Genomic DNA, 26,356 nt, shown 5'->3' with positions numbered 1-26,356 from the left:
CCAGTTACCATGCAAAACTACAGACGAAAAAAAAGCTCATAGCAATCGCATTGAGCCGTGCATAATACATGCAATATAGACCACACTATGCCTGAACAATGTGATTCTCATTTTAAAATACCAAAAAATGTTCAATTTGTACATAATTTATAAATTAGAAATAGATGTACTTTAGATGTCCTCTCCTGTACTAGTATTTCATGATAGTACCCTAAATGTACTACCGAGCTTCTAAAATTATCGTACTCACCTGACAGGTTATGTATTAATTGAACAAATAGATCCATATCAATAAAATTCTTATAAGCGAATTTAACTGCGACTACATTTTTAACAAATGCATTAAATCCTAATATGTAGTTTTACAAGTTGATCATAGTGTCATGATGCTAATAAAACGATATACGAAGTAAATTAATTCAGATGAGAATAAGAGAGGATTACTAAAATTTAGAAGATTTCCAAAATTGTAATAAAAAAACGGAACCAAATTATACATTTGATTCCGTTTAAAAATTTTTGGCGGAAGCGGTGAGATTCGAACTCACGGAGGACTCACACCCTCGTCGGTTTTCAAGACCGGTGCATTAAACCGCTCTGCCACGCTTCCAACGAGCGCTATAATATAAATAAAAATTGAAGTTGGCAAATCTTTTTACTTAAGTTTTCATCTAAATGCTCAAAATAAAAACAAAAAACCTTAAATTTTTAGTTTTTATCTACTTATTGCTACTTTTCATCTTAAACAAAACTCTCTTTTGAGATTCTTAGCTATCTTTGACAGCAGAACACTCTTGGCATAACTAAATGATATTCGTCTATCTTTTTGATAACATATTCACACAGATAAGAAGCTTTACGCTTTACTCAGGGTATTCTGCCCTTTGCACTTACTGATAAGTTTTAATTCCTGATGTAGTTTCTAACGAAACTATCTATATGAAAGAAGTTTTGGCCATATGATGAATCGCAAACTATTAACGGCTGAAGGTTATCAACGATTACAAGATGAGTTAAATGATCTTGTAAGAAAAGAACGTCCAGAGATTACTAAAATTGTGTCATGGGCAGCCAGTCTTGGTGATCGCTCAGAAAATGCAGACTATCACTACAACAAAAGAAAACTACGTGAAATTGATCGTAGAATTAGATACCTAACCAAACTATTTGAAGTCGCACATAAAGTTGAATATAGCCCTGAACAAGACGGAAAAGCATACTTTGGAGCATGGGTTGAGTTAGAAAATGACGAAGGCGAAGCTATTAAATTTCGCATAGTCGGCGATGAAGAAATTTACGGTCGTAAGGATTATATTTCTTTGCAATCGCCTATGGCAAAAGCTTGTTTAGGTAAAAGTATAGATGATGAAATACAAGTTCAAACTCCTAAGGGTAAAATGATTTGGTATATAACAAACATCTCTTATCAATAATTTAATTTTTATTACAATATAATTAAGTGAAATATAATATTGAATTATATTGTCATTGAAAATCAATATAGCTCATTGATTTTTAATATACACCTATATAAGCTCATGTATAAAAATAAAAAACATAAAAATTAAAATTAAAAAAATAAATAAAATGCCATCGATAATAGATTAAAAACCAAACAAAATTTTATTTTTATAATAAAGAGATTATTTAACTATGAAAGGTATAAAAATTTCTGCTATATCAACCTATCATCCAGAAACAATTAGAAATAATGATTACTATTTAAATAAATTTGAAGATAAAGACAGTTTAAATAGAATTTTTGAAAAAGTAGGTAGAAATAAAAGGCATGTAATTATTGATGAGGAAGAAAATGCTCTCACAATGGCAATTCATGCTTCAAAAAAATTATTAAAAAATTATAATATTTCACATGATAGTATTGATATTATTATCTTTTCCTCTACAACATTACAATATCTATCTCCAACTAATGCTTTACTTATTCATTCAGAACTAAATATTAAAACTGACTGTATATGCTTTGATATAAATGCTAATTGTTTAGGAATGTTTGTTGCCCTTGAACAGGCATCAGTTTTACTAGCGTCTAAAGAGAGCTACAAACGTGCACTAGTGATTGGATCTGACCATCTAACAATGCTCGGAGATGAAAAGCAACCAATTCCTTCAACAATTGTAGGAGATGCAGCAGCAGCCATAATACTTGAAAAAAATACTGGTGATTCAGGCATTATTGACAGGATGTATCAGACAGATAGTAGTTTTTGTAAAACTATTGTTTTTCCTCCTCATGGTTTAACGAATTACCATAGTAAGGAACAAAAAATTCATTGGGCACCATTTACTGGTTTAGAAAGCGTGGAATTTGCTGCGGACGCGTTAGAAAAGTTATTAAAGAAAAATAATTTAAAAATTGAAGACATATCTTGTTTTTTATTATCTCAATTTACAAAATCTAATATTGACATTCTTCAGGATAAAATCAATATACCTACTGAAAAAATTGAATATATTGGAGATCAATATGGGTATACAGGAGTAAGTAGTTTTTTTATTGCCTATAAAAAACGTTTAGAAAAATCACTTATAAATAAAGGCGATATTATTGTTTTTTGGTCTTTAGGAGCAGGTTATCAGACCGGTGTAATGTTATGGAAGATTTAATGAAAAATAACTTATAAAAATATTACCTTAGTTAAAAGATACTTTTTTAACAAGTATCTTTTAACTTCAATTTAATTATAAACAAATTAAATTTATTAGAACAAAACTAAATTATTTTATATTTTCAATTATTTAACTTATATCAATTTACCTAGTATCTAAATCAAATTTCACGTTGTACTAACACGATGGCTACAAAATGTAGCATTTTATACCCTATTTTCTCACATCAGAAGTGTATAAATTTTCTTCCTTAAGAAATTCATGTGTTTATGATGATATATCGAAGTTTTAATTGTACAAAATTTGACATTACTTTTTTTCAATATTATGATGCGCGCAGTTTAAATGTTGAGCATTTTTTAACCCACTCGAAAACTATGTAGATTTTCTACACAGTTTGTTTTTTTCATTTCATGTCATTTTGAATGACGTCATGACTGCCCACCCCTTATTGAATTTATCAACTTTTAGAAGTTATGGCAGCTTTTTGTCTGACTTTTAGGGCATAAATTATCTGTAGCGGAGACAACATGCACAGTAATTCAAGTTCTGGGTCGAGGCTTTGCCTTAACTCTTTATTTTCTTCTCTCTCGTTAAAAGCTCTTGCACTCAGTACTATATTTCTCCCATTTCATAGTCTTAATGCAGGAAAAACCCTACAGTACAATACTGTAGTTAACACAAACACTTTAACTGTTGTTGCGGTAGAAAGCCCGACAACCGTTTTCAAAGAAGATCAGTTTTTACACGGTTTTGGTTATGACCTAGCACGTAACTATGCACAGAACCTAAATGTAAAGCTGGACTTTAAAATCGTGGCAGACAATGCCACTGCACTTAGATGGGTTCAGCAAGGTAAAGCAAACTTTGCGATGACTACAGCAGGTTTAAGCACAATCGAAAACAAAGGTTTAATGTCGTTTTCTGCAAGTTGTGGTGACACAGCAAATTTGCAAAAAAATGGCTTAAATCCTGAGTTAAGTTGGGTATTTAAACAGGCTGATGACCCACTTACACAGACCGCCAGCGGCTTTGTATGCCAAAGTAAGCAAAATGGTGTGACCCAACAGCTTGCCTCTTTTTATAACCGCAATGTGGTGAAACCAGAAGCATGGTCAACCATTCAACGTGACTTAAGCACACGTTTACCGATTTACAAAGCGAGCTTTAAGCAAAGCGCAGCGAAGTATGATCTAGATTGGCATTTACTTGCTGCAATTGGTTATCAAGAATCATATTTAAAGCCAGAATCTGTTTCTCCCACAGGTGTGCGTGGCTTAATGATGCTAACCAATAGCACTGCTCGAGCAATGGGTGTAAGTAATCGTAGCGATCCTGCTCAGAGTATTCAGGGCGGCGCGAAGTATTACGATCTGATGCTAACTGAATTTGATAATATTCCGTTCCCTGATCGGAACTGGTATGCGCTGGTGGCCTATAACATGGGACCGGGTGCGGTAAGTCAGATTCAGAAGCGCTTGCAATCTCAAGGGAAAGATCCGAACAAATGGGTCAACCTCTATGACTATTTGCAAAGTAATAAAACGCGAAATGGTCGATATAAGCAAGCAGTTCAATATGTCACTCGTATCCGTGCTTATCTTGAACATATCAAAACGGCGCAAACACGAATCAATATCTAATTTTTATTTTTAAAAGTTGATAAATTCATTGTTTGTACAAATAAAAAGCTTACCTCTTTGGGTAAGCTTTTTATTTGAATTCTTTTAAGTTTAAGCAGTATGCTCTAATACTTTCTTAAACAAATCTTTTTGTTCTTGGCTTGGCTTAGCTGTTTGTAAAGCCATTAATTGAGACATGTCGCCTTGAACTTTAATTTTACCAGTCATGAATGCCTGCATAGCAGCAGCCATATCAAACTCTAAGAATACTTTACGTAAAGTCTCAGCATCCATATTTAAAGTTGTTTTGGCATTTGAAGACAAACCTTTTTGGATTTTACCCCCATCTAAAGCTAATTCGGTATTTCCAGAAGCATCTGTAACTACTAAATTAATTGCCAAGTTCGCAAGAGCGGGCGGCAAATTAAGATCACCTGCTTCAGCAGTTAATTTTTCGACAGTCGCAAACCAATCTTCAGTTAAAAATGCAGGCATGATTCTTCCTCAAATTTATTTGTTCAATTTCTCTGGTTGTCTATCCAGACAACATCATGTGAAGCAATTCTGCTTGTGGCTTGTTATAGCATGTAATTTAAATTTTGGGCTATGACTTTTTGTACGGAACATTCATTTTTTAGTATTTTGATACATTAAAGGCACTTGTTTATAAAGTGCCTTTAACATTCTTTATGCTAGCGTTTATTCAGCAGCGAAGCTTAAGTTCACGACATCTAAACGGTTCTTAAGCTCTTCCGGATCTTTAATATCGAACTCGCGCTGAGAATCTAGAGCCTCGAAATCAAACAATTCGCGGTCTGCTAACTGAGACGGAGATACGTTTTGTAAGGCCCCGAAAATGCTGTGTAAGCGCTTCGGATATTGTTTATCCCATTCACGTAGCATTTCATTAAGCATGGCACGCTGTAGGTTTTCCTGCGAACCACAAAGATTACATGGAATGATTGGGAACTGACGAATCTCGGCATATTTAATAATGTCTTTTTCTTCAACATATGCCAAAGGACGAATCAAAATGTTCTTTTTATCTGACGATAAAAGCTTTGGAGGCATCGCCTTTAAGCTACCGCCATGGAACAAATTCAAGAAGAACGTTGCAATGATGTCATCACGGTGGTGACCTAAAGCAACTTTCGTCGCACCAATCTCTTGTGCAAAGCCATATAAAGAACCACGGCGTAAACGTGAACACACTGCACAGTAGGTTTTACCTTCAGGTGTTAAGCGTTTAGTAATGGTATAGGTGTCTTTTTCTAAAATGTAATATGGAATGTTGTTCTCTTCCATATAACGAGGCAAAACATCTTCAGGAAAGCCTGGTTGTTTTTGGTCAAGGTTAACCGCAACCACCTCAAAATTAATCGGTGCGATACGCTTAAACTGCAACAAAATATCGAGCAAGGTATAACTGTCTTTACCACCAGACACACACACCATGACCTTATCGCCATCTTCAATCATATTGAAGTCACGAATAGCATGCCCAACTTGACGGCGAAGCTTCTTGAGCAAACGGTAATAGGCCGAGCTTGTTGGAAGTTCAGGCTTAAAATTAAATCCCTGATTGGACTCAACTGGCGCGTACATAGACGAGATATACCCATAAATAAAAATACCGCGCAATTTTATATGATTCAGAAGAGAATCGCATCAAAAGAATAGTTTCAATTCTTGAAGTCGTCACATTGCTCGTGCATGATGCAAAACACATGCTCTATTTTGACTGAAGCGTTCAAAATTTGTGCAAAATGCTTACTTTTTGGACTTTTCCACAGTTTTCCACAAAACCTGTGGATAAAATTGTGGATTTCTTCGTACTTGACAAACTGTTTTGGCCTTCTGTTAAGGGTTTTCTTTAAATTGATCATTTTTTAACCAATGTTTTTTATTATTAATAATCAATGAGTTAACCATGTCAATAGAATCATTTTAAAAAAATTTTTTAATTTTTTTTGATGAGCATTCGAACAAATCAGCTTGATTTTTTGAAAGAGTCGAAATAAAAAAAATTACACAAATCTTCTTTAAGTAATATTTTTTGATAAACTCTTTTGCAAGTTTTGAGTACCTAAAAATTGTGAATAACATAAAATGAAAAATTCGGTTCAATTTCTTGTTTCTTGTTTGCTGGGGATGACCACTTTTACGGTCGGCATAACTTCGAGTTCAGCAGGTCAAATGTATATTTACCAAGATAAAAACGGTAGTACATTACTCACCAACCGAAAAAGCTATGACCACTCCCTTAAAAAAGTAAAAGTGACCTATTACCCTGATAGTAATATTCACAGTTATACAAACTGGGGAGCATCAGAAGCTTCTGTTTTGCCAAGCTACAATAAAAATAAGAACGCTTTCGACCACATTATTAGACAAGCTGCACAACAACATGGTGTTTCAGAAGGTCTAATTAAAGCCGTTATGCACACCGAGTCAGGATTTAACGTAAGAGCTCGTTCGCCAGTAGGTGCTCAAGGGTTAATGCAGCTCATGCCTGCGACTGCCCGTCGTTTTAATGTCTCTAACGCCTATGACCCGCAACAAAATATTTTTGCAGGCGCTAAATATTTAAGTTGGTTGCTCAAGCGTTTTAATGGAAACACACAAATGGCGCTTGCGGCTTACAATGCCGGTGAAGGTAATGTCGACAAATATGGCGGTATTCCCCCTTTCCGTGAAACACAAGATTATGTGCGCCGTGTAACAAGTCGATACCAAAACCTATATGCATCAGGTTCAGGTTTTTCATCTTTTACCAATGCTTCAGTACAAACTGTTTCACATCCGTCTAATTTGGCAGAAAACACAACAGCTCAAATTACGACTCAATCACCTAAATATTCATCTTCTCGTCAAATCGTGACTTTATCTGACGGTACCTATACCGATGCACCAACAGGCACTTATGTCACCAATAATGCCACCGCAATTGCCCATATACGAATTGAATAAACAGTAAAGAAGAACTGTGGCTCGCAGTTCTATTTAGGTTAATTCAGATGTTTTAAATTGTAATGATCTATTACCTGATCTTTACCATTTTGACGAATTTAGCCAATTATTCTTTAAATTTAGGTACATTCTGTCACATGAAAGAATGTATCAATTCCTTATTTTTTTCTTGAATTTTTCCCCCAAGCCCCGCATATTAGCTTCATGATTTCGAATTTGTAAATCAGATAACATTTTATTTATAAGAGGATTTTCTCAATGATGCGGATTGGTTTGTTTTTGCTTACCAACCTCGCGGTACTGGTTGTAGCTGGCATTATTTTGTCACTCTTCGGTGTCGGTAGTTACCATGGCGCGGGTGGCTTGAATCTAGGCAACCTTTTAGTGATCTGTTTTGTGTTTGGTATGGTGGGATCTTTAATCTCGTTATTCATGTCAAAATGGATGGCTAAGAAAACGACCGGTACAGAACTGATCGACCCGAATGCTCCTCGTAACCAAGCTGAAAGCTGGTTATTGCAAACAGTCGCTGAACTTTCTCAACGTGCTGGTATTAACATGCCAGAGGTTGGTATTTTTCCATCATATCAATCCAATGCCTTTGCAACAGGCTGGAACAAAAATGATGCCTTAGTTGCCGTTTCATCTGGTCTACTTGAACGTATGAACAAAGATGAACTACGTGCAGTGCTTGCGCACGAGATTGGTCACGTTGCGAATGGTGACATGGTTACCCTAGCGCTCATCCAAGGTGTTGTGAACGCCTTTGTTATGTTCTTTGCTCGTGTAGTTGGTGACTTTATCGACCGTAATGTCTTTGGTCGTCAAGACGATGAAGCCCCTGGTATGGGTTACTTCATTATTACCATGGTATTGGATATCGTCTTTGGTATTCTCGCTTCTGCCATTGTGATGTGGTTCTCTCGTTATCGTGAATACCGTGCTGATGAAGCAGGTGCACGTTTAGCAGGTAAACAAGCAATGATTTCTGCATTACTACGTCTCCAAGCTGAGACAGAAATGCCAGATCAAATGCCAAAAGAAATGAAAGCCTTCGCAATTGCGGAAGGTAAAGAACAAGGTTTCAGCTTAGCTGCTTTGTTCCAAACCCACCCAACAATTGAACAACGTGTGGCAGCTTTACATCAATTAGATTGCCCATAAAACGTTTAATCTAAAAATAAAGCCTCCAAATGGAGGCTTTATTTTTTATTACATTGTTTGATAGAGACCCCACAGGTAACTTGCGCCCCACCAAACAGCTAAGCCAATTAAAAGCAGTACTAATGCACCTACTGAATCGGGAATATGCAACCATAACCAACTGACAACAGGATTTCGCCAGAAAGCTGAGTTCTGCTGCTTCTTTTCAAGCTTTTCATGCAAATAGGGATGAACAACATGGATATCGCTCTGAATCGCATATTCTTCGCGTATATGCGTGTGCACTACATCTAGTGCTTTTCGACTCGGTCGTATAAAAATATCGAAAATAGTTCCAGCCACAGGAACAAAGCCTACTACAGCATCTACAACAGCGAGTTTGATGACTGGAGTCAACTTATGTTGAGGTACACCAATTTGTTTAGCTTTATAAATCGCATAACACGTCAATGCAAAACCAGCGACATCACCGGCAAACGGAATAGTACTCAGTGCAGCATCGGCACCAATGCCCTGCTTTGTAAAAGGAATGCGAACCGCACTGTCCATCATGGTTGCAAACTTGGCCAGATCTCGTTCTAGTGCGATGACCTGTTGCTCTGTTAATTTTTTTTCTTGAGGCATTTAAATCAAATATATAAAGAGAAAGTTAATCTTAATATACTTGATTTAATACCTCTTTTTAAATTATTTACTTAACGAGTAGCTTTCGATCTAAACAAGGAACGCAGCAACACGTACATGACTGGAATAAAGAAAAGAACCAGTACTGTACCAAACATTACGCCACCTAAAATACTAATACCGATTTCTTGACGGCTTACAGCCCCTGCCCCTTGCGCAAAGACAAGAGGAATCACACCTGCACCAAAAGCCAAAGAAGTCATTAAAATCGGTCTTAAACGTAAGCTCGCGCCTTCTAAAGCTGCTTCAATTGCACTCTTCCCTTTTTCTTGAGCCAAGGCGGCGAACTCAACAATTAAAATTGCATTTTTACAAGACAATCCAATTGTGGTTAACAGTGCAATTTGGAAATACACATCATTTGGGAGGCCAAAAATATAAGAGAAAATGACACTTCCTCCCACCCCAAGCGGAATAGAGGTCATTACCGCAGCGGGAATACTTAGACTTTCATAGAGTGCAGCTAAACATAAGAAGATAAAGCCTGCGGAAATTAAATATAACCACACGGCCTGATTTGTCGACTTCTGCTCTTCAAAAGATAGACCTGTCCACGCCAAACCAACATCCTTTTGCTGATTTACAAGTTGTTCAACATCTTTCATTGCCTGACCTGAACTGCTGCCACTTGCAACATCAGCTTGTAACTGTAAGGCGCTATAGCCCATGTAGCGTTTTACAATTTCAGGAGCACCGCCCCAACTAAAGTTAGCAAATGAACTAAAAGGTACCATCTCATTTTGGTTATTACGTACAGACCAATTATATAAATCTTCCGGTTTTGATCTGAACTGGGCATCACCTTGAATCATAACGCGCTTGATACGACCACGGTCAATAAAGTCATTCACATACGTTCCACCCCACGCACTCGATAAAGTGTTGTTAATCGCAGGAAGCTCTAATCCATTTGCTAATGCTTGTTTCTGGTCAATTTTGATATTGAGGTTTGCTTTACTATTAGTAGATTGCTTATCAAAGTTTTCAAAACTTGAATAGCTTTTACTCTGCGTTTGCAACTGACGGAAGGTGTTATCTAGAAAATCTTGCCCTTGGCCATTTAAATCTTGAATCCATAAATCTAGACCATCTGTTTGGCCCAAACCATTGACTGAAGCAGGTAATGTCACATTAATTTGTGCATTATTGAATTGGCTGAAATATTTCATTGCACGCTTTTGTATAGCGTCAGCTGAGTTTTCTTTTCCAGTACGCACATCCCAAGGTTTTAAGGCAATAAATCCTTGAGCCAAGTTCTGGCCTGTACCAGAATAATTTCGGCCATAGCGGATCAAAACCAGGTCCACATTCTTATCTTCTTGAGTTAAGAAATATTGACGGACTTGTTCTCCAATTTTTTGACTTTGTGAGATCGGGGCACTATCAACAAGCTTAATTTGAACACTTAAAATGCCTTGGTCTTCTTTAGGAATAAATCCACTTTTTAAACCACTATAGAACAGTGCAAAAACAGCAATCAAAGCCACAAAAATCACGATAACCGATTTACTGTAACGGATGCTTGTTTGGACAATCTTGATATATTGATTTTTAAGTTGATCAATTTTTTTGTTAAACCAAACTGCCCAGCGCATAGGCTCTGGATTCGGTTTTAAAATTAAAGCGCATAACGCAGGTGTTAAGACTAATGCCACGACGAGTGATAACGCCATAGCGGCAACTAAAGTAATGGAAAACTGACGGTAAATCACGCCAATTGAACCACCTAAAAATGACATTGGAATAAAAACAGCAGTTAAAACCAATGTAATTCCGACTAAGGCACCACTAATTTCTCCCATCGACTCAATGGCTGCTTCTTTTGGTGTTAAATGCTGTTCATGCATGAGCCGCTCAACATTCTCAACCACTACAATCGCATCATCTACTAGCAAACCAATGGCGAGCACCAATGCAAACAGCGTTAAGGTGTTAATACTAAAACCGAGCACATATAAAACAGCAAAAGTTCCTAAAATAACAACAGGAACGGTAATACTTGGAATGAGTGTGGCGCGCCAGCTTTGCAAGAACAGGAACATCACCAAAATAACTAAAATAATGGCTTCAATAAGCGTCTTTACAACTTCTTTAATAGACTCTTGAACAAACGGCGTATTATCTCGTGGATAAACAATTTTATAGCCAGCAGGTAGCTTGGTTGTAAGCTGATCTAGAGTTTGATGGATGAGTTTAGAGGTCTGAATCGCATTTGCACCAGAAGATAGTGAAATGCCTAAACCAGCGGCCGGATAGCCATTAATAGTGTTAAAAGACTGATAATTTTCTGCACCCAACTCGACTCTAGCAATATCTTTTAAGTAGACATAGCTCGCTGTTTGATTTGCTTTCACTACAATATTTTTAAAATCTTCGACTGTTTTTAGTCGAGATCCTGCGGTGACTTTCGTATTTAAATATTGTCCATCAATGACAGGTAAATCACCGATTGCACCTGCAGCAACTTGTGTATTTTGAGCAGTGATTGCATTCGCTACATCACTTGGCATTAAATTATATTGTTTTAATTTCTCTGGATTTAGCCAGATTCGCATCGCATATTGCGAACCGAAAACATCAGACTCACCCACCCCTTCAATACGGTTCAGGTCATCTACCACATGCGTAGTTAAATAGTCCGATAGCTCAATATTGCCCGATTTACCTGTAGAGTCATATAAACCTACCACCATAAAAGTATCGCCGAGTGACTTACTCACGGTCACCCCTTGGCGTTGTACTTCATCAGGTAAACGTCTTATGACCCCACTAATACTATTTTGTACTTGGACCTGTGCTGTATCTGGATTTGTGCCATTATCAAAACTAATGGTAATTCGGCTACGTCCTGATGAATCACTGGTAGAGCTGAAATAAAGTAAATTATCAATACCTTGTATTTGTTGTTCTAAAATCTGAGTAACACTTTGCTCAACCGTTTGCGCATCCGCACCACTATAACTTGCCGATACTGTAATTTTAGGAGGGGCAATATCAGGATAGCGCTCTACGGGTAAATTCAGCACCGAGAAAATACCAAATGCCATAATAATAATTGCGAGTACACTGGCAAAAATGGGACGCTGAATAAAAAATTTAGATAGCATGGCTGCTCAGAATTAGGTCGTCAATTAACAGATGGCAATACCAAATTTGCCCTCTTGATCATCAACGAGCGATATAAAAAAGACAAGTAGAATTAACACAATAAATGCAATTAGAACAAAAACAAAGCAAGAACTGGCATTTCCTACAAACCCATAAACAAGGTTTTAACAAGTGTCACTGAAAATTCATGAATTCTTCATGATCACGTCAAGTTCAATCATCAGACTAAATACGTTTCGACTAAAACAATATGAGTAGAATTATGTTTAAAAGAGCACTTTTATGCTTAAGTTTAATTAGCTTGGTTGGTTGTAATGATCACGATAAAACTGAAAACTCACCAACCACACCAGAATATCAATTTCCTAAAATTTTAGTGGTAGGACACCGCGGCGCGAGCGCTTTACGTCCTGAACACACATTAGCTTCATATCAAAAAGCGATTGATGATGGCGCAGATTTCATTGAACCTGATCTAGTCTCTACAAAAGATGGCGTATTGGTTACTCGCCATGAAAATGAGATTGGTGGAACAACCAATGTAAGCACTTTAAGCCAGTTTGCAGATCGTAAAACAACAAAAAATATTGATGGTAAAGACTTAACAGGCTGGTTTACAGAAGACTTCACTTTAAGTGAATTACAGCAGCTTAAAGCGCGTGAACGTATTCCAGAATTCCGACCAGCAAACACAGCCTATAATGACCTTTACCCTGTTCCGACGCTAGAACAAGTGATTGAACTAGCTGAAGCAAATTATAAGAAAACTGGGAAAATTATTGGTTTATATATTGAAACCAAACATCCGACTTACTTTAAAAACCAGAAACTGGCAATGGAAGATGCCCTTCTTAAAACCTTAGCCAAATACGAATATACACGTGATATTGCACCTGTCTATTTACAGTCTTTTGAAGTGAGTAATTTAAAGTATTTAAAAGATCAGCTTGATCTTCATAAAACGATTAAACATGCACAAATCATTCAATTATATGACGCTAAAACCTCTCAACCAGCCGACTTCGTTGAATCTGGCGAAACTAAAACTTATGCCGATTTAGCCACAGCACAAGGCTTAAAAGACGTGGCTAAATATGCAAACGGTGTAGGGCCAAGCAAAGGCTATATTCTTAACTTTAATGACAGTGGCTCAGTTCAAACAACTTCGTTTATCACTGATGCACATACAGCTGGGTTAAAAGTACATCCTTATACTTTCCGCCCAGAAAATTATTATTTACCAACGCATTTAAAGTGCAGTCAAGATAAACCAGCGGAGCGCTGTCCATCTGGTGCTTTAAAAGAGTTTGAAGCCTATTTTAAAGCTGGTGTTGATGGAGTCTTTACAGATGACCCAGCACTTGGCCGTGAAGCCGTTATTAATTTTGAAAAAGCTGCAAAATAAATAAAGTTTTTAATAAAAAAACAGGGCAATAAATGCCCTGTTTTTTTATTTCTCTACAACATTATCAAAATAGAGCGGGATCCACTGATATTGCTCGGCATTTACTTTATAAACATGGCCAATGCCCGGGAATGGTAAATGTGGTGCGGCAACCCATTGTTGCTTATTTGAAATTTCAGCAAACATTTTTAGACGGGTATTAATTGCCTGCTCAGAATTCACATCAAAATCTACCCCAGTTTTTGGAGCATCAAATTGCAATGAATGTGAGTGAACAATGTCTCCAACAAAAATGATTTGCTGATCATTACTTTTTAAGCGGAAGCTATGATGACCTGGTGTATGACCACGAGTATCGATTACCTCAAAACCTTGAATGACATCGCCGTCTTTAAATGTCTTGAATGCTTTTTTTGCTTGGTATGGAGCAAGAGCAGTTTTTACGTTTTTAACAGTGCCCAAATAATTTTCTTTTTTGTCTGCTGGCACTGTTTTTTCAGAAGCTGGATTTAACCAGTAATCAGCTTCACGCTCATGTGCATATACTGTTGCATTTGGAAATACAGCTTTTCCATTTTGAGCAATACCACACACATGGTCTGGATGTAGATGAGTAAGTAAAACAGTTTTTACATTAGCAAGCTTATAACCTGCCAATTCAATATTTTTTGCAATCGAACCCAGTTGCGGGCCAAAACAACTTGCTGCTCCACTGTCTACAAGCGTTATGCTTTTTCCATCATCAACTAAAAATGCATTTACCGAGGTTTGAATCCCTTTCTCATTAACAGCAGCATATTTTGTTAAGATTTTAGCTTTCTGGGCCTGTTTTAGATTTTTGAATAAATCAGGATTTAAATAAATCGTACCATCAAGCAAAGAAGTTACACGGTAGTTTCCAAATTGATGGTGATAATATCCTGGTACTTGTGGGGTTACTGTTGGCTCAGCATAACTTGCATGGATGCTTCCAATTGCAAGGCCCAACGCTACACATAATTTTTTCATCTTTTCTTCTCTATTGAGTTATAAAGTCGAAATCTTTAAAAAAGATTTAATAATTTTTTAAGGGCTAGGGTATATAATGCATGAAAAGTGTCAGAAATATAAGTATATGAATAGCTATTCTCCCTATAAGGGTAAAAGCGGTCTTAAGCGCATATTAAATGCAACGGGCTACTCTATTTCAGGATTTAAAGCAGCTTATAAAAATGAGGCAGCTTTTCGCCAAATTGTTTTAATTAATATTATTTTGATTCCGGTTAGTTTTTTTCTTGATGTGAGCCGTAGTGAACATGTATTACTGATTATTGTATGTCTTTTTGCAATGATCGTTGAGCTATTCAACTCGGCTATTGAGGCTGTGGTTGACCGAGTCTCTCTTGAAAAACATCAGCTTTCTAAAAATGCAAAAGATATGGGAAGTGCTGCCCAATTTGTTGCACTCTCTATCATTGCAATTACATGGTTAATTATTTTATTAGGCTAAAAAAAACCATGCCTACAAGTAAATAAGCATGGTTGTAACAAAAGAGGAACTTCTAGCTGCTGTTCCTGTTTTTAATATAAATAATGGAACTTAATTATTTCTTAAAATTACGTGAAAAATAAAAAAATCCCTGCATAAGCAGGGATTTTTTGGTTAAAGCGTTGATGCGTTATTACATCATGCCGCCCATACCACCCATACCGCCCATATCTGGAACAGCTGGTTTATCTTCAGGAATGTCAGTAATCATACATTCTGTAGTTAACATTAAGCCAGCAACAGAAGCTGCATGCTCAAGTGCAGAACGAGTTACTTTAGCTGGGTCAAGGATACCCATTTCTAACATATCGCCATATTCACCAGTTGCAGCGTTGTAACCAAAGTTACCTTCACCACCTTTAACAGCATTGATCACTACAGATGGCTCATCACCAGCGTTTGCAACGATTTGACGAAGTGGAGCTTCGATCGCACGACGTAAAATGTTGATACCTGCTGTTTGGTCTTCATTAGCGCCTTTTAAGCCATCTAATGCATTAACCGCACGTACTAGAGCAACACCACCACCAGCAACAACACCTTCTTCAACTGCTGCACGAGTTGCATGAAGTGCGTCGTCTACACGGTCTTTCTTCTCTTTCATTTCAACTTCAGTCGCTGCACCGATTTTAATTACAGCAACACCGCCTGCTAATTTAGCAACACGTTCTTGTAATTTCTCACGGTCATATTCTGAAGTAGATTCTTCAATTTGAGCACGGATTTGTTGAACACGCTCAGCAATACCAGCAGCATCACCAGCACCATCAACGATAACCGTGTTTTCTTTAGAAACAGTGATTTTGTGCGCAGTACCTAAATCTTGAAGAGTTGCTTGCTCTAAAGACATACCAACTTCTTCAGAAATAACAGTTGCGCCAGTCAAGATTGCGATATCTTGAAGCATTGCTTTACGACGGTCACCGAAACCAGGAGCTTTAACAGCACATACTTTGATAATACCGCGCATATTGTTTACAACAAGTGTAGCAAGCGCTTCACCTTCAACATCTTCAGCGATGATAAGAAGAGGTTTACCAGTTTTTGCAACTGCTTCTAAAACAGAAATCAATTCACGGATGTTGCTGATTTTCTTGTCAACAAGAAGAATGAACGGATTTTCAAGTTCAGCAGTTAAAGTATCTTGCTTGTTTGCGAAGTATGGAGAGATATAACCACGGTCAAACTGCATACCTTCTACAACGTCTAACGCGTCTTCAAAGCCAGAACCTTCTTCTACAGTAATTACGCCTTCTTTACCTACTTTTTCCATCGCTTGAGCGATAAGTTTACCAACAGTAGTATCAGAGTTAGCAGAGATAGAACCTACTTGCTCGATCGCTTTGAAATCGTCAGCTGGTTTTGCATTTGAACGGATATTTTCAACTACAGTTTTTACTGCGATATCGATACCACGTTTTAAATCCATTGGGTTCATACCTGCAGTTACAGATTTGATCCCTTCATTTAAAATTGCTTGAGCAAGTACAGTTGCAGTTGTCGTACCGTCACCAGCGATGTCGTTAGTTTTGCTAGAAACTTCACGAACAAGTTGAGCACCCATGTTTTCAAACTTGTCTTTTAATGAAATTTCTTTAGCAACAGTTACACCGTCTTTAGTGATGTGCGGAGCACCGAAAGAACGGTCAATCACTACGTTACGACCTTTAGGGCCTAAAGTCACTTTAACCGCATCTGCAAGTACGTTTACGCCTGCAATCATTTTTGAACGAGCTGAATCACCAAATTTTACGTCTTTAGCTGACATATTAAACTCCGAATCTTTTTAAATACTGAATCTGATAATGAATTGAGTTATGGATTGATTAGCCTTCCAACACAGCTAAAATGTCTGACTCTTTCATGATTAAGAGTTCTTCACCACTTACTTTCACTGTTGTACCTGCATAAGTACCAAACAATACTTTGTCACCAACTTTAACATCCAAAGCACGTACGCCATTCTCAGTGATTTGACCATTACCTACTGCAATTACTTCACCTTGAGATGGTTTTTCAGCAGCAGAACCTGGAAGTAAAATACCACCAGCAGTTTTGGTTTCTTCTTCTACGCGACGAATTACAACGCGATCATGTAATGGACGAATGTTGCTCATAATTAACTCCATCAGACTAAGTCTTTTTGATTAATCGTTATTGCTTTAATCCAGAGCAATAACAAAATATTTAGATGTCACTTTTGTGGGGATGAAAAAAAAGGCTTCAAGGGGAAATAAGAAAAATTTTTCTGTTTTTTGAATATTTTTTAAACAATCAAATATTTAAACTCATCTAAACCAAATCAATCAGAAGTGAATTCAGCCAACTGCGCATTAAACCAATAATGATTAATTTTTCCTTCATTTGAAATGACATTAAAACTATTTGGAACATGATAATGCAAACGGCTAGAAGTCGCTGTTCCTGCATGAATATCATAAATAGGATGATTTATCTTTAACTGATAAATTTGCGTTAAATCATATACAGCAGTTTTATGTAAATGCCCGTGTAACATTCCAAATAGTCCCGTTGTACTCCATTTTTCGAGTGCCATTTTTCCTAATACAGGACAATCTTTAATACCATGCTCATCATCAGGTGGAGTATAAAAAGGTTGATGGAAAACAACTAATTTGATTTTATCCGCTGGCGCTTGCTGTAATCGCTCATATGTAGTTTGAATTTGCTCAATCGAAATATGTCCACGAGTATGATAACGACGGCGAATACTATTCACCCCAACAATATAAAAATGTTCAGTTTCTAAAGTTGGTTCAAGCTGGCCAAAAAAATATTGGTAGCGAGTAAATGGTGAGAAAAAACGGTTCCAGACATGGTACAACGGAATATCGTGATTACCAGGAACAACAAGATAAGGAATATTAAGGCTATCTAAAAACTGACGGCATTTATAAAACTGTTGATATCGGGCACGTTGAGTAATATCACCACTCACCACAATGACTTCAGGTTTATGTTGAGTGCAAAAAATTCGGATTGCATCTAAACATGCCTCAACTTCTGTTCCAAAATGCAGATCAGACAGATGTAACAACATTTGGCACCATAATATTTAAAGCATTCTTTTCTACAGAGAAATTTAAAGGTGCTTTCATCTCTAATATTTCACCATCTAAAGCTACTGTAAGTTTTGATCTTTTTGCACAATCTACCACCACATGATCTGCACAAAAACTATAAACATCTTGTGTCTCTTCTACTTTGCCTTGAATCCACTGCCACAACATGTTTAATAAACTAAGCCTATCACTTTTCGTAATGACCACTCCAGCGACTCGACCTTGTGCTGCACATTCGGCAATTCTTAATTTCATATCACACAACTGCAACTGGTTATTACCAAAGAAAATTAGAGGGGTTTTGACTGGATATTTCTTCCCATCAACTGTGACGGAAAGTTTCATGGATTTATTTTCTCTTAATAAAACATCCAGAGCTGAGGTATAGGCATGTAAAGGTAAGCGTCCTAAATATTTATTATAAAGCTCACGTTTCTTTATAAATAATGGATAAAGTCCTAGACTCGCATTATTTAAATAAACATGGTCATTAATTGTCGCAATATGTACAGAGCGTGGTGTACCTGTAGCGATGACTTCAGCAGCTTCTAACAAATCTAAGGGAATATCTAAAACTTTAGCGACATAATTAAAAGTTCCCAAAGGTAAAATTCCCATAGGAATATTAGTATGTCTAAGCTTTGACGCTACTGCATTTAAGGTTCCATCCCCACCCGCTGCAACGACAACACCTGAATTTGTATTTTGACTATGCCGATGAATCACTTGACTCATTAAATTATCAAAGGAAACATCTTCTGCTAATTCAAAAACTTGTATCTCGAAACCAAATTCGGTGAATACAGTCATTAACTGTTCATACATATCTTCATGTTTTGACGCATGAAAACCGGATTTTTGGTTATAGACGATAGAAAGAGGTTTTAAAGTCCGCATTTTTATTATCTTAGAGGGATTCATCACAAATATTGTATATAAAAACGCCTAATAAAAGTCCCTTTATGTAAATTTCGAATGAACATCATCTGTATAATCAATAATAATTCTCAAGAAAAAAATAAGAATCAAGCTGTTGATTTTTAAGGAAATAAATAATATAAATAACATACATACAACATAAAAATATTGAGAATAAGATATTGTAAAAAACTACAAGTTAATGATTTAAATAAGAAAAATATAAAAAAGTAAAATATCTATTTCTTAGTCTTTAGTCTTATTTTTTTTATGATTTTGTGCTTTAATACAGCCACTTTTTTATTTGATCTTTCATTGTACCTCTCAATGAATGACTTGTACGTTGTACATATTTTGAATAGGCCTCACCATGACCACAGTGAACGCACCAGAATTCGTTCGTCATCCTAAGCTTATCGCATGGGTTGAAGAAATTGCAAACTTAACCAAACCAGCAAAAATCGAATGGTGTGACGGAAGCGAAGAAGAGTATCAACGTCTAATCGACTTGATGATTGCTAACGGCACCATGCAGAAATTAAACCAAGAAAAACATCCTGGTTCTTATCTTGCAAATTCTGACCCATCTGACGTTGCACGTGTTGAAGACCGTACTTACATCTGCTCTCAAAATAAAGAAGATGCTGGTGCGACAAACAACTGGGAAAACCCAGCTGTTATGCGTGAAAAATTAAATGGTTTATTTGAAGGCTCAATGGAAGGCCGTACAATGTACGTTGTTCCTTTCTCAATGGGTCCTTTAGGTAGCCACATTGCTCATATCGGTATTGAGTTAACTGACTCTCCTTACGTTGCTGTTAGCATGCGTAAAATGGCACGTATGGGTAAAGCAGTTTATGACGTATTAGGTACAGACGGCGAGTTTGTTCCTTGTGTACATACAGTAGGTGCTCCACTTGCTGAAGGTCAACAAGATGTTGCTTGGCCATGTAACCCTGAAAAATATATCGTTCATTACCCAGAAACTCGTGAAATCTGGTCTTTCGGTTCTGGTTACGGCGGTAACGCATTACTTGGCAAAAAATGTTTAGCTCTTCGTATCGCTTCTGTCATGGGACGCGAACAAGGTTGGTTAGCTGAACACATGCTTATTCTTGGTGTGACTAACCCTCAAGGTGAAAAACACTACATCGCTGCAGCATTCCCGTCTGCATGTGGTAAAACAAACTTTGCAATGTTAATTCCACCAGCAGGTTATGAAGGTTGGAAAATCGAAACTGTAGGTGACGATATTGCTTGGATCAAACCAGGTGAAGATGGTCGTTTATATGCGATTAACCCTGAAGCTGGTTTCTTCGGTGTAGCTCCTGGTACAAACACCAAGACTAACCCGAACTGTATGGCAACTCTTCATAAAGATGTTATCTATACAAACGTAGCGGTAACTGAAGATGGTCAAGTATGGTGGGAAGGTCTTTCTAAAGAAGTTCCAACAAACTTAACTAACTGGAAAGGTCAACCTCACGTAAATGGTGAAAAAGCAGCGCATCCAAATGCTCGCTTCACTGTTGCAGCTGGTCAATGCCCTTCTATCGATGCTGACTGGGAAAATCCAGCAGGCGTTCCAATTTCTGCATTTATCTTCGGCGGTCGCCGCGCAGATACAGTTCCTTTAGTTTCTGAAGCTTTCGACTGGGTTGACGGTGTATATAAAGCGGCAACTATGGGTTCTGAAACTACTGCTGCTGCTGTTGGTCAACAAGGTATCGTTCGTCGTGACCCATTCGCGATGCTTCCATTTGCTGGCTATAACATGGCTGACTACTTTGATCACTGGTTAAGCCTTGGTCAACAAGTAAGCACAAAAGCTGAAGCAGCTGGTAATAAATTACCAAAAATCTTCAATGTAAACTGGTTCCGTCGTGATGCTGAAGGCAACTTCGTATGGCCTGGTTTCGGTCAAAACATGCGTGTTCTTGAGTGGATCATTGATCGTTGTGAAGGTCGTGCAAACGCTGTTGAAACACCAATTGGTCTTGTTCCAACATATGACGACTTGAACTGGGAAGGTACTGAATTCTCTAAAGAAGAATTTGACCTAATCACAGCTCAAGATAAAGATCAGTGGATTACTGAAATTGAAAGCCACACTGATTTATTTAATAAACTCGGTGATCGCTTACCGAAAGCATTAAAAGAACGTCAAGCGGCTTTACTTGAAGCTGTAAAAACTGGCTTCTAATTGCTATATATAAAAAAGGTCGCTATATGCGACCTTTTTTATTATGCAGCATCATCTTTTTGTCGACGCTCAGATAAATAAGCTTCTAATACTTTTACTTGTTTTTCATCAAATGCCAGACCTAGTTTTGTTCTACGCCACAATATATCCTCAGCAGTAGTTGCCCATTCATATTCACATAAGTATTTGACTTCGCATTCAAATAAATCATGTCCAAAATTCTGGCCTAATTGCTCTATTGCATTTCTCTCTTGGAGCATATTCCAGACTCTTGTGCCGTATGCATGCGCCCAACGGTTAGCAAGTGATTCAGACACTCCACTTACACGTGAATAAATCTGATGCGTTAAATCATCTAATGTTGTCCAGTTTTCAGCGCCAGGTAATGGCTCATCTGCAGTCCACTCCTCTGCCATATTACTAAAAAACGGGGATAGATCTTCTAAAGCAGCCTCTGCCAGTTTCCGATAAGTCGTGATCTTGCCGCCAAATATAGATAACAAAGGTGCTTTTTTATGTTCAGCCTGTAATGCCAAGGTATAGTCACGTGTAATCGCTGAAGGATTATCAGATTCATCATCACATAAAGCACGTACACCCGAGTACTGGCTTACAATATCAGCTCGAGTTAACTGCTTTTTAAAATGTGAATTGGTCACTGTTAAGAGGTAATCAATTTCTACCTCTGTGATCTCTACCTTTTGTGGATCACCTGTATATTCCTGATCGGTCGTACCAATCAGTGTATATTTTTCTAAATACGGAATTGCAAACACGATGCGTCGATCTTCGTTTTGCATAATGAAGGCTTTATGGCAGTCATATAATTTTGGTACAACAATATGACTTCCTTGGATCAGCCGAATTCGATAGGGTGATTTTAGCTTCAGATTTTCACTAATAATTTCTTCAACCCAAGGGCCTGCCGCATTCACTAAAGCTCGTGCACGTACCTGATAAAACTCTGCTCCGCTTTGTAACTCCAGATGCCACAACTCTTGTTCCCGATAAGCTTTAATACAACGCGTACGCGTTACGACTTTGGCACCTTTCTCTTTGGCCTGTAATGCATTTAAAACCACAAGACGTGCATCATCTACAGTACAGTCAGAATATTCAAAACCACGTGTGATAGCCGGTTTTAAAGGACTATCTTCTTTGAAGTAAATCAGATTTGATCCTAATAATTTTTCTCGTTTTCCCAAATGATCATAAAAAAACAAGCCCGCCCGAATTAACCACGCAGGACGTAAATGTGGTCGATGAGGCATAATAAAGCGCATGGGTTTAATAATATGTGGAGCTTTAGCCAACAACACTTCACGCTCTGCTAAGGCTTCTCTAACCAGTCGAAATTCTTTATGTTCTAAATAGCGCAGACCACCATGAATTAATTTGCTGCTAGCAGATGAGGTGTGACTAGCTAAATCATCTTTTTCACATAAAAATACCGATAATCTACGACCTGCAGCATCATTAGCAATACCAACACCATTAATACCGCCACCGATCACGGCAATGTCATATATTTTTGAATAATCATTAGGCTGTATTTTCATTTCTCATTTTCTTTTTATTGTTGATCTTATAAAAATTAAAACATCAAATTGATGAAACAACAATCAAAAAAGTAGAATAATCAATTTTAAATAACTAAGTGTTTAACCGTTAATTGATTACCCTACTAGTGAATTCAACCAGTTAAAGAACGAACTAATCCTCAGCCCAACTTTGACTACGTTTAACTGCCTTGAGCCAACCCTTATAAATCATCTCAGATTGCTCAGAAGACATTTTTGGCTCAAATACCTTTTCTATGGCAGATTTATTTCTTAACTCATGTAGATCTTGCCAGAAACCCGTCGCCAGCCCAGCAAGGAAAGCTGCACCCAAAGCAGTAGTTTCTTTCATTATTGGACGTTCTACTGGTGTCGCTAAAATATCAGCCTGAAATTGCATTAAGAAATTATTTTCCGTTACTCCCCCATCAACACGGAGTGTACGGAGCTCTTCTTCTGCATCTTGCTGCATTGCATCTAAAACATCTCGGGTTTGAAAAGCAATAGACTCTAAAGTTGCACGAATGATATGTTCAATACTAGCCCCACGAGTAAGTCCAAAAATAGCTCCACGCGCTGTTGGGTCCCAATATGGTGCGCCTAACCCTGTAAAAGCAGGTACAACATATACACCGTTACTGTCTTTCACACGTGTTGCATAAAGCTCAGAGTCTTTAGCATTCTTAATGACTTTTAATTCATCGCGTAACCACTGCACGCAAGAACCACCATTAAACACGGCGCCCTCTAGGGCATAGTTCACCTCACCACTCGCACCACATGCAATAGTAGTTAGTAATCCATGTTCTGACCGGACAATCTTCTTACCTGTGTTCATTAATAGAAAACAGCCTGTGCCGTAGGTATTTTTTGCCTGACCAGATTCAACACACATTTGACCAAACAGTGCGGCTTGTTGATCACCTGCGATTCCTCCAATGGGGATACCAACTTCTTGCCCACTTATGGTATGTGTATATCCATAAACCTCAGATGAGCTACGTACTTCGGGTAACATTGCTCGAGGAATCTCTAAAACTTGTAAAAGTTTTTCATCCCATTCTAGCTTTTCGATATCAAACAGCATGGTTCGTGATGCGTTGGTAAAATCAGTCACATGAACAGCACCATTGGTTAGTTTCCAGATTAACCAAGTGTCCACCGTACCGAACAACAATTCTCCTCGCTCAGCACGCTCACGACTTCCTTCAACATGGTCTAATATCCATTTAATTTTTGTAGCCGAAAAATACGGATCAATCACTAACCCCGTTATTTTACGTATGTATTCTTGCCATCCTGCCTTATGTAATTGATTGCATATCTCAGTCGTTTGTCGACTTTGCCAAACAATCGCATTGTAAATCGGCTTGCCCGTTTTTTTATCCCAAACAACCGTGGTTTCCCGCTGATTGGTAATCCCAATTGCTGCAACTTGTTCACTCTTAATGCCTGCTTGAGCTAAAGCTTCTACCCAAACAGCACTTTGCGTAGCCCAAATTTCCATAGGGTCATGCTCAACCCAGCCAGGCTGAGGATAAATCTGAGTAAATTCTTTTTGAGCAATACTGAAAACATTAGCATCATGGTCTAAAACAATTGCTCTTGAGCTTGTTGTTCCCTGATCAAAAGCAACAATATATTTTTTCGGGCAATTTGACATCTGAATGTCCCTTTCATTATTCACACACATCTAGTCCACAATGCCAAGACATCATGCCTAACTATATTTACTTAAAATTTTCTTTGGAATATATCATTATTTTTAAGGGGTATAGGTTTTCTTCGCCCAAACTCTACTCATTCTTTATCAATTTTTACTACTTGGAAAAAATAATATACCAAAGATCCCAACAATATTATAAAGGTGAGCTGATCGGCTAATTTGAAATCACATAAATATTCAACTTATTCTTTTGCTTAAATAACAAACATTGTTTTACAGACATAAAAAAAATAAAGTGAAATACTCCTCTAGAAAATATGTAAAAACGGAATAAATCTTCTCTTTTTTAGCATTCAACCCAAGCGAAACATGGAGCGACTCATGGTTGATCAACCTTCTACCGCAACAACTCCACACTCTAATTTAGATACAAAAACTCGTCTAAAATCAATTTTGGGCGGTTCTGCCGGTAACCTTGTTGAATGGTACGACTGGTATGTATATGCAGCTTTCACGCTCTATTTTGCTCATGCTTTTTTCCCAAAAGGTAGCCAGACGGCTCAACTCCTTCAAGCGGCCGCAATTTTTGCTGTAGGCTTTTTAATGCGCCCGATCGGTGCATGGATTATGGGTATCTATTCAGACCGTAAAGGACGTAAAGCGGGTCTTACCCTTTCCGTCACTTTAATGTGTATAGGTTCTCTTCTTATTGCCGTGACACCAAGTTATGAAAGTATTGGTGTATTTGCCCCTCTTCTTTTAGTTGTCGCTCGTTTAATTCAAGGCTTAAGTGTAGGAGGAGAATATGGAGCTAGTGCTACCTATTTAAGTGAAATGGCTGAAAGAAATCGACGTGGTTTTTTCTCTAGCTTCCAATATGTAACATTGATTGCTGGTCAGCTCACAGCCCTATGTGTTCTATTAATATTACAAATGGTATTAACTGAAGAACAATTACATGATTGGGGATGGCGTATTCCATTCTTTATTGGAGCTTTACTTGCTATTGTAGTTTTCCGTATTCGACGTGGCCTCTTAGAAACTCAATCTTTTAAAAATGCTCAAAGTGAAACAGACCAGCCTAAATCAGGCATGTTTGCTTTATTTAAACATTATCCGAAAGAAGCGTTCACAGTATTGTTTTTAACAGCTGGCGGGACTTTAGCTTTCTATACTTACACGACTTATCTGCAAAAATATTTAGTGAATACTTCTGGATTTACTAAACCTGAAGCTACCCAAATTACAACTTTAGCGCTATTTATTTTTATGTGTCTACAGCCGGTAGCGGGTGCTCTATCGGATCGCATTGGTCGAAAACCCCTTATGATTTTCTTCGGAATAACAGGTGTTTTATTCACTTACGTTTTATTTGATGCACTCGCAAATACACATAACTACTGGACAGCTTTCTGGTTATGTTTTGGCGGTCTTGTAATGGTGACTGGTTATACTTCAATTAATGCCGTAGTTAAAGCTGAGCTTTTCCCTGCACACATTCGCGCTTTAGGTGTTGCATTACCTTACGCAATTGCTAATACGTTATTTGGCGGAACAGCAGAGTTCTTTGCTTTAAGTTTTAAAGAAGCTGGGCATGAATCTTGGTACTTTATTTATGTAAGTATTATGATCTTCATTTCTCTCATTATTTATATTTTTATGAAAGATACCAAGCATCATTCAAAAATCAAAGAACATTAATACTTTACTAATAAGGGCTAATATCGTTCGCCGATGTTAGCTCAAATCATGAGATTAAGCCCCAACAACCTTTGTATTTTATGAGATACTAGCTATAAGAAAATAAGGACGATA

19 protein-coding genes, 1 tRNA gene and 1 pseudogene are annotated in these 26,356 nt (G+C 37.5%); 9 read left to right on the top strand and 12 right to left on the bottom strand.

Features of this window, described 5'->3' with window-relative positions; translation table 11 throughout:
- Positions 1-520 precede the first annotated feature (520 nt).
- Positions 521-610 (bottom strand) — tRNA-Ser (locus tag AC52J8_RS04445).
- 352 nt (positions 611-962) lie between these two features.
- Between AC52J8_RS04445 and greB the strand changes: the two genes are divergently transcribed.
- The 3 genes from greB (at position 963) to AC52J8_RS04430 (ending at position 4,274) form a co-directional block, all read left to right on the top strand.
- Positions 963-1,433: a transcription elongation factor GreB gene (gene greB, locus AC52J8_RS04440; protein WP_017480520.1), complete on the top strand. Its 471-nt coding sequence runs from the start codon at positions 963-965 to the stop codon at positions 1,431-1,433.
- A gap of 220 nt (positions 1,434-1,653) precedes the next feature.
- A complete protein-coding gene (locus AC52J8_RS04435; RefSeq protein WP_017399205.1) occupies positions 1,654-2,628 on the top strand; it encodes a 3-oxoacyl-[acyl-carrier-protein] synthase III C-terminal domain-containing protein in 975 nt (324 codons plus the stop codon).
- Between the two features lie 533 nt (positions 2,629-3,161).
- Positions 3,162-4,274 carry an MltF family protein gene (locus tag AC52J8_RS04430; RefSeq protein ID WP_208753390.1) on the top strand — a complete coding sequence of 371 codons (1,113 nt, stop codon included), beginning with the start codon at positions 3,162-3,164 and terminating at the stop codon, positions 4,272-4,274.
- A gap of 90 nt (positions 4,275-4,364) precedes the next feature.
- Here the strand turns inward: AC52J8_RS04430 and AC52J8_RS04425 are convergent, their stop codons facing one another.
- Positions 4,365-4,748, bottom strand: a complete 384-nt coding sequence (locus AC52J8_RS04425) for an SCP2 sterol-binding domain-containing protein (protein ID WP_002118641.1) — start codon at positions 4,746-4,748, stop codon at positions 4,365-4,367.
- Positions 4,749-4,952: 204 nt separating this feature from the next.
- On the bottom strand, positions 4,953-5,858 hold the full coding sequence (ttcA, locus tag AC52J8_RS04420) for a tRNA 2-thiocytidine(32) synthetase TtcA (protein ID WP_017399627.1): 906 nt from the start codon (positions 5,856-5,858) through the stop codon (positions 4,953-4,955).
- 573 nt (positions 5,859-6,431) lie between these two features.
- Between ttcA and AC52J8_RS04415 the strand changes: the two are divergent.
- Together AC52J8_RS04415 and htpX are read left to right on the top strand one after the other, a co-directional pair.
- Positions 6,432-7,223, top strand: a pseudogene (locus AC52J8_RS04415) (lytic transglycosylase domain-containing protein); the annotation flags it as partial.
- 258 nt (positions 7,224-7,481) lie between these two features.
- Positions 7,482-8,387 carry a protease HtpX gene (htpX, locus tag AC52J8_RS04410; RefSeq protein WP_002118851.1) on the top strand — a complete coding sequence of 302 codons (906 nt, stop codon included), beginning with the start codon at positions 7,482-7,484 and terminating at the stop codon, positions 8,385-8,387.
- A gap of 48 nt (positions 8,388-8,435) precedes the next feature.
- Here htpX and AC52J8_RS04405 read toward each other — a convergent pair whose 3' ends face one another.
- On the bottom strand, positions 8,436-9,011 hold the full coding sequence (locus AC52J8_RS04405) for a DUF4112 domain-containing protein (RefSeq protein ID WP_208753392.1): 576 nt from the start codon (positions 9,009-9,011) through the stop codon (positions 8,436-8,438).
- Positions 9,012-9,082: 71 nt separating this feature from the next.
- Entirely contained in the window at positions 9,083-12,178 is a 3,096-nt protein-coding gene (locus tag AC52J8_RS04400; protein WP_086399720.1) for a multidrug efflux RND transporter permease subunit, read from the bottom strand.
- Between the two features lie 263 nt (positions 12,179-12,441).
- On the opposite strand from AC52J8_RS04400, the gene AC52J8_RS04395 reads away from it, so the two are divergent.
- Positions 12,442-13,584, top strand: coding sequence for a glycerophosphodiester phosphodiesterase (locus AC52J8_RS04395; protein WP_086399719.1), 1,143 nt, complete (start codon positions 12,442-12,444; stop codon positions 13,582-13,584).
- Positions 13,585-13,629: 45 nt separating this feature from the next.
- On the opposite strand, the gene AC52J8_RS04390 is transcribed toward AC52J8_RS04395, so the two are convergent.
- The gene (locus tag AC52J8_RS04390) at positions 13,630-14,592 is read right to left on the bottom strand and encodes an MBL fold metallo-hydrolase (RefSeq protein ID WP_086399718.1); all 963 of its coding nucleotides are present in this window, start codon (positions 14,590-14,592) and stop codon (positions 13,630-13,632) included.
- 106 nt (positions 14,593-14,698) lie between these two features.
- Here AC52J8_RS04390 and AC52J8_RS04385 point away from each other — a divergent pair, with 106 nt between their 5' ends.
- The gene (locus AC52J8_RS04385) at positions 14,699-15,073 is read left to right on the top strand and encodes a diacylglycerol kinase (RefSeq protein WP_002118962.1); all 375 of its coding nucleotides are present in this window, start codon (positions 14,699-14,701) and stop codon (positions 15,071-15,073) included.
- A 172-nt stretch (positions 15,074-15,245) separates the two neighbouring features.
- Here the strand turns inward: AC52J8_RS04385 and groL are convergent, their stop codons facing one another.
- The 4 genes from groL to AC52J8_RS04365 form a co-directional block, all read right to left on the bottom strand.
- On the bottom strand, positions 15,246-16,880 hold the full coding sequence (groL, locus tag AC52J8_RS04380; RefSeq protein WP_002120607.1) for a chaperonin GroEL: 1,635 nt from the start codon (positions 16,878-16,880) through the stop codon (positions 15,246-15,248).
- 58 nt (positions 16,881-16,938) lie between these two features.
- A complete protein-coding gene (locus AC52J8_RS04375) occupies positions 16,939-17,229 on the bottom strand; it encodes a co-chaperone GroES (protein ID WP_002120604.1) in 291 nt (96 codons plus the stop codon).
- Positions 17,230-17,414: 185 nt separating this feature from the next.
- Complete coding sequence (locus AC52J8_RS04370; protein ID WP_086399717.1) at positions 17,415-18,173, bottom strand: metallophosphoesterase family protein; 759 nt, start codon at positions 18,171-18,173, stop codon at positions 17,415-17,417.
- Positions 18,154-19,092, bottom strand: a complete 939-nt coding sequence (locus AC52J8_RS04365; protein ID WP_086399716.1) for a diacylglycerol/lipid kinase family protein — start codon at positions 19,090-19,092, stop codon at positions 18,154-18,156. Before AC52J8_RS04365 ends, AC52J8_RS04370 begins: the two co-directional genes overlap by 20 nt.
- A 391-nt stretch (positions 19,093-19,483) precedes the next feature.
- Between AC52J8_RS04365 and AC52J8_RS04360 the strand changes: the two genes are divergently transcribed.
- Complete coding sequence (locus tag AC52J8_RS04360) at positions 19,484-21,316, top strand: phosphoenolpyruvate carboxykinase (GTP) (protein WP_002115528.1); 1,833 nt, start codon at positions 19,484-19,486, stop codon at positions 21,314-21,316.
- Positions 21,317-21,357: 41 nt separating this feature from the next.
- Here AC52J8_RS04360 and glpD read toward each other — a convergent pair whose 3' ends face one another.
- Positions 21,358-22,875 (bottom strand): glycerol-3-phosphate dehydrogenase, encoded by a 1,518-nt coding sequence (glpD, locus tag AC52J8_RS04355; RefSeq protein ID WP_014207451.1) that lies wholly within the window; start codon positions 22,873-22,875, stop codon positions 21,358-21,360.
- Positions 22,876-23,029: 154 nt separating this feature from the next.
- Positions 23,030-24,538: a glycerol kinase GlpK gene (gene glpK, locus AC52J8_RS04350; protein WP_496538880.1), complete on the bottom strand. Its 1,509-nt coding sequence runs from the start codon at positions 24,536-24,538 to the stop codon at positions 23,030-23,032.
- A 372-nt stretch (positions 24,539-24,910) separates the two neighbouring features.
- On the opposite strand from glpK, the gene AC52J8_RS04345 reads away from it, so the two are divergent.
- Entirely contained in the window at positions 24,911-26,242 is a 1,332-nt protein-coding gene (locus tag AC52J8_RS04345) for an MFS transporter (RefSeq protein ID WP_086399714.1), read from the top strand.
- The last annotated feature ends 114 nt before the right edge of the window (positions 26,243-26,356 follow it).

This window comes from Acinetobacter sp. S-1 (genome assembly GCF_059579785.1).
The sequence above is the reverse complement of the archived record's forward strand: the minus strand, read 5'-3'. Positions and strand labels throughout refer to the sequence as shown.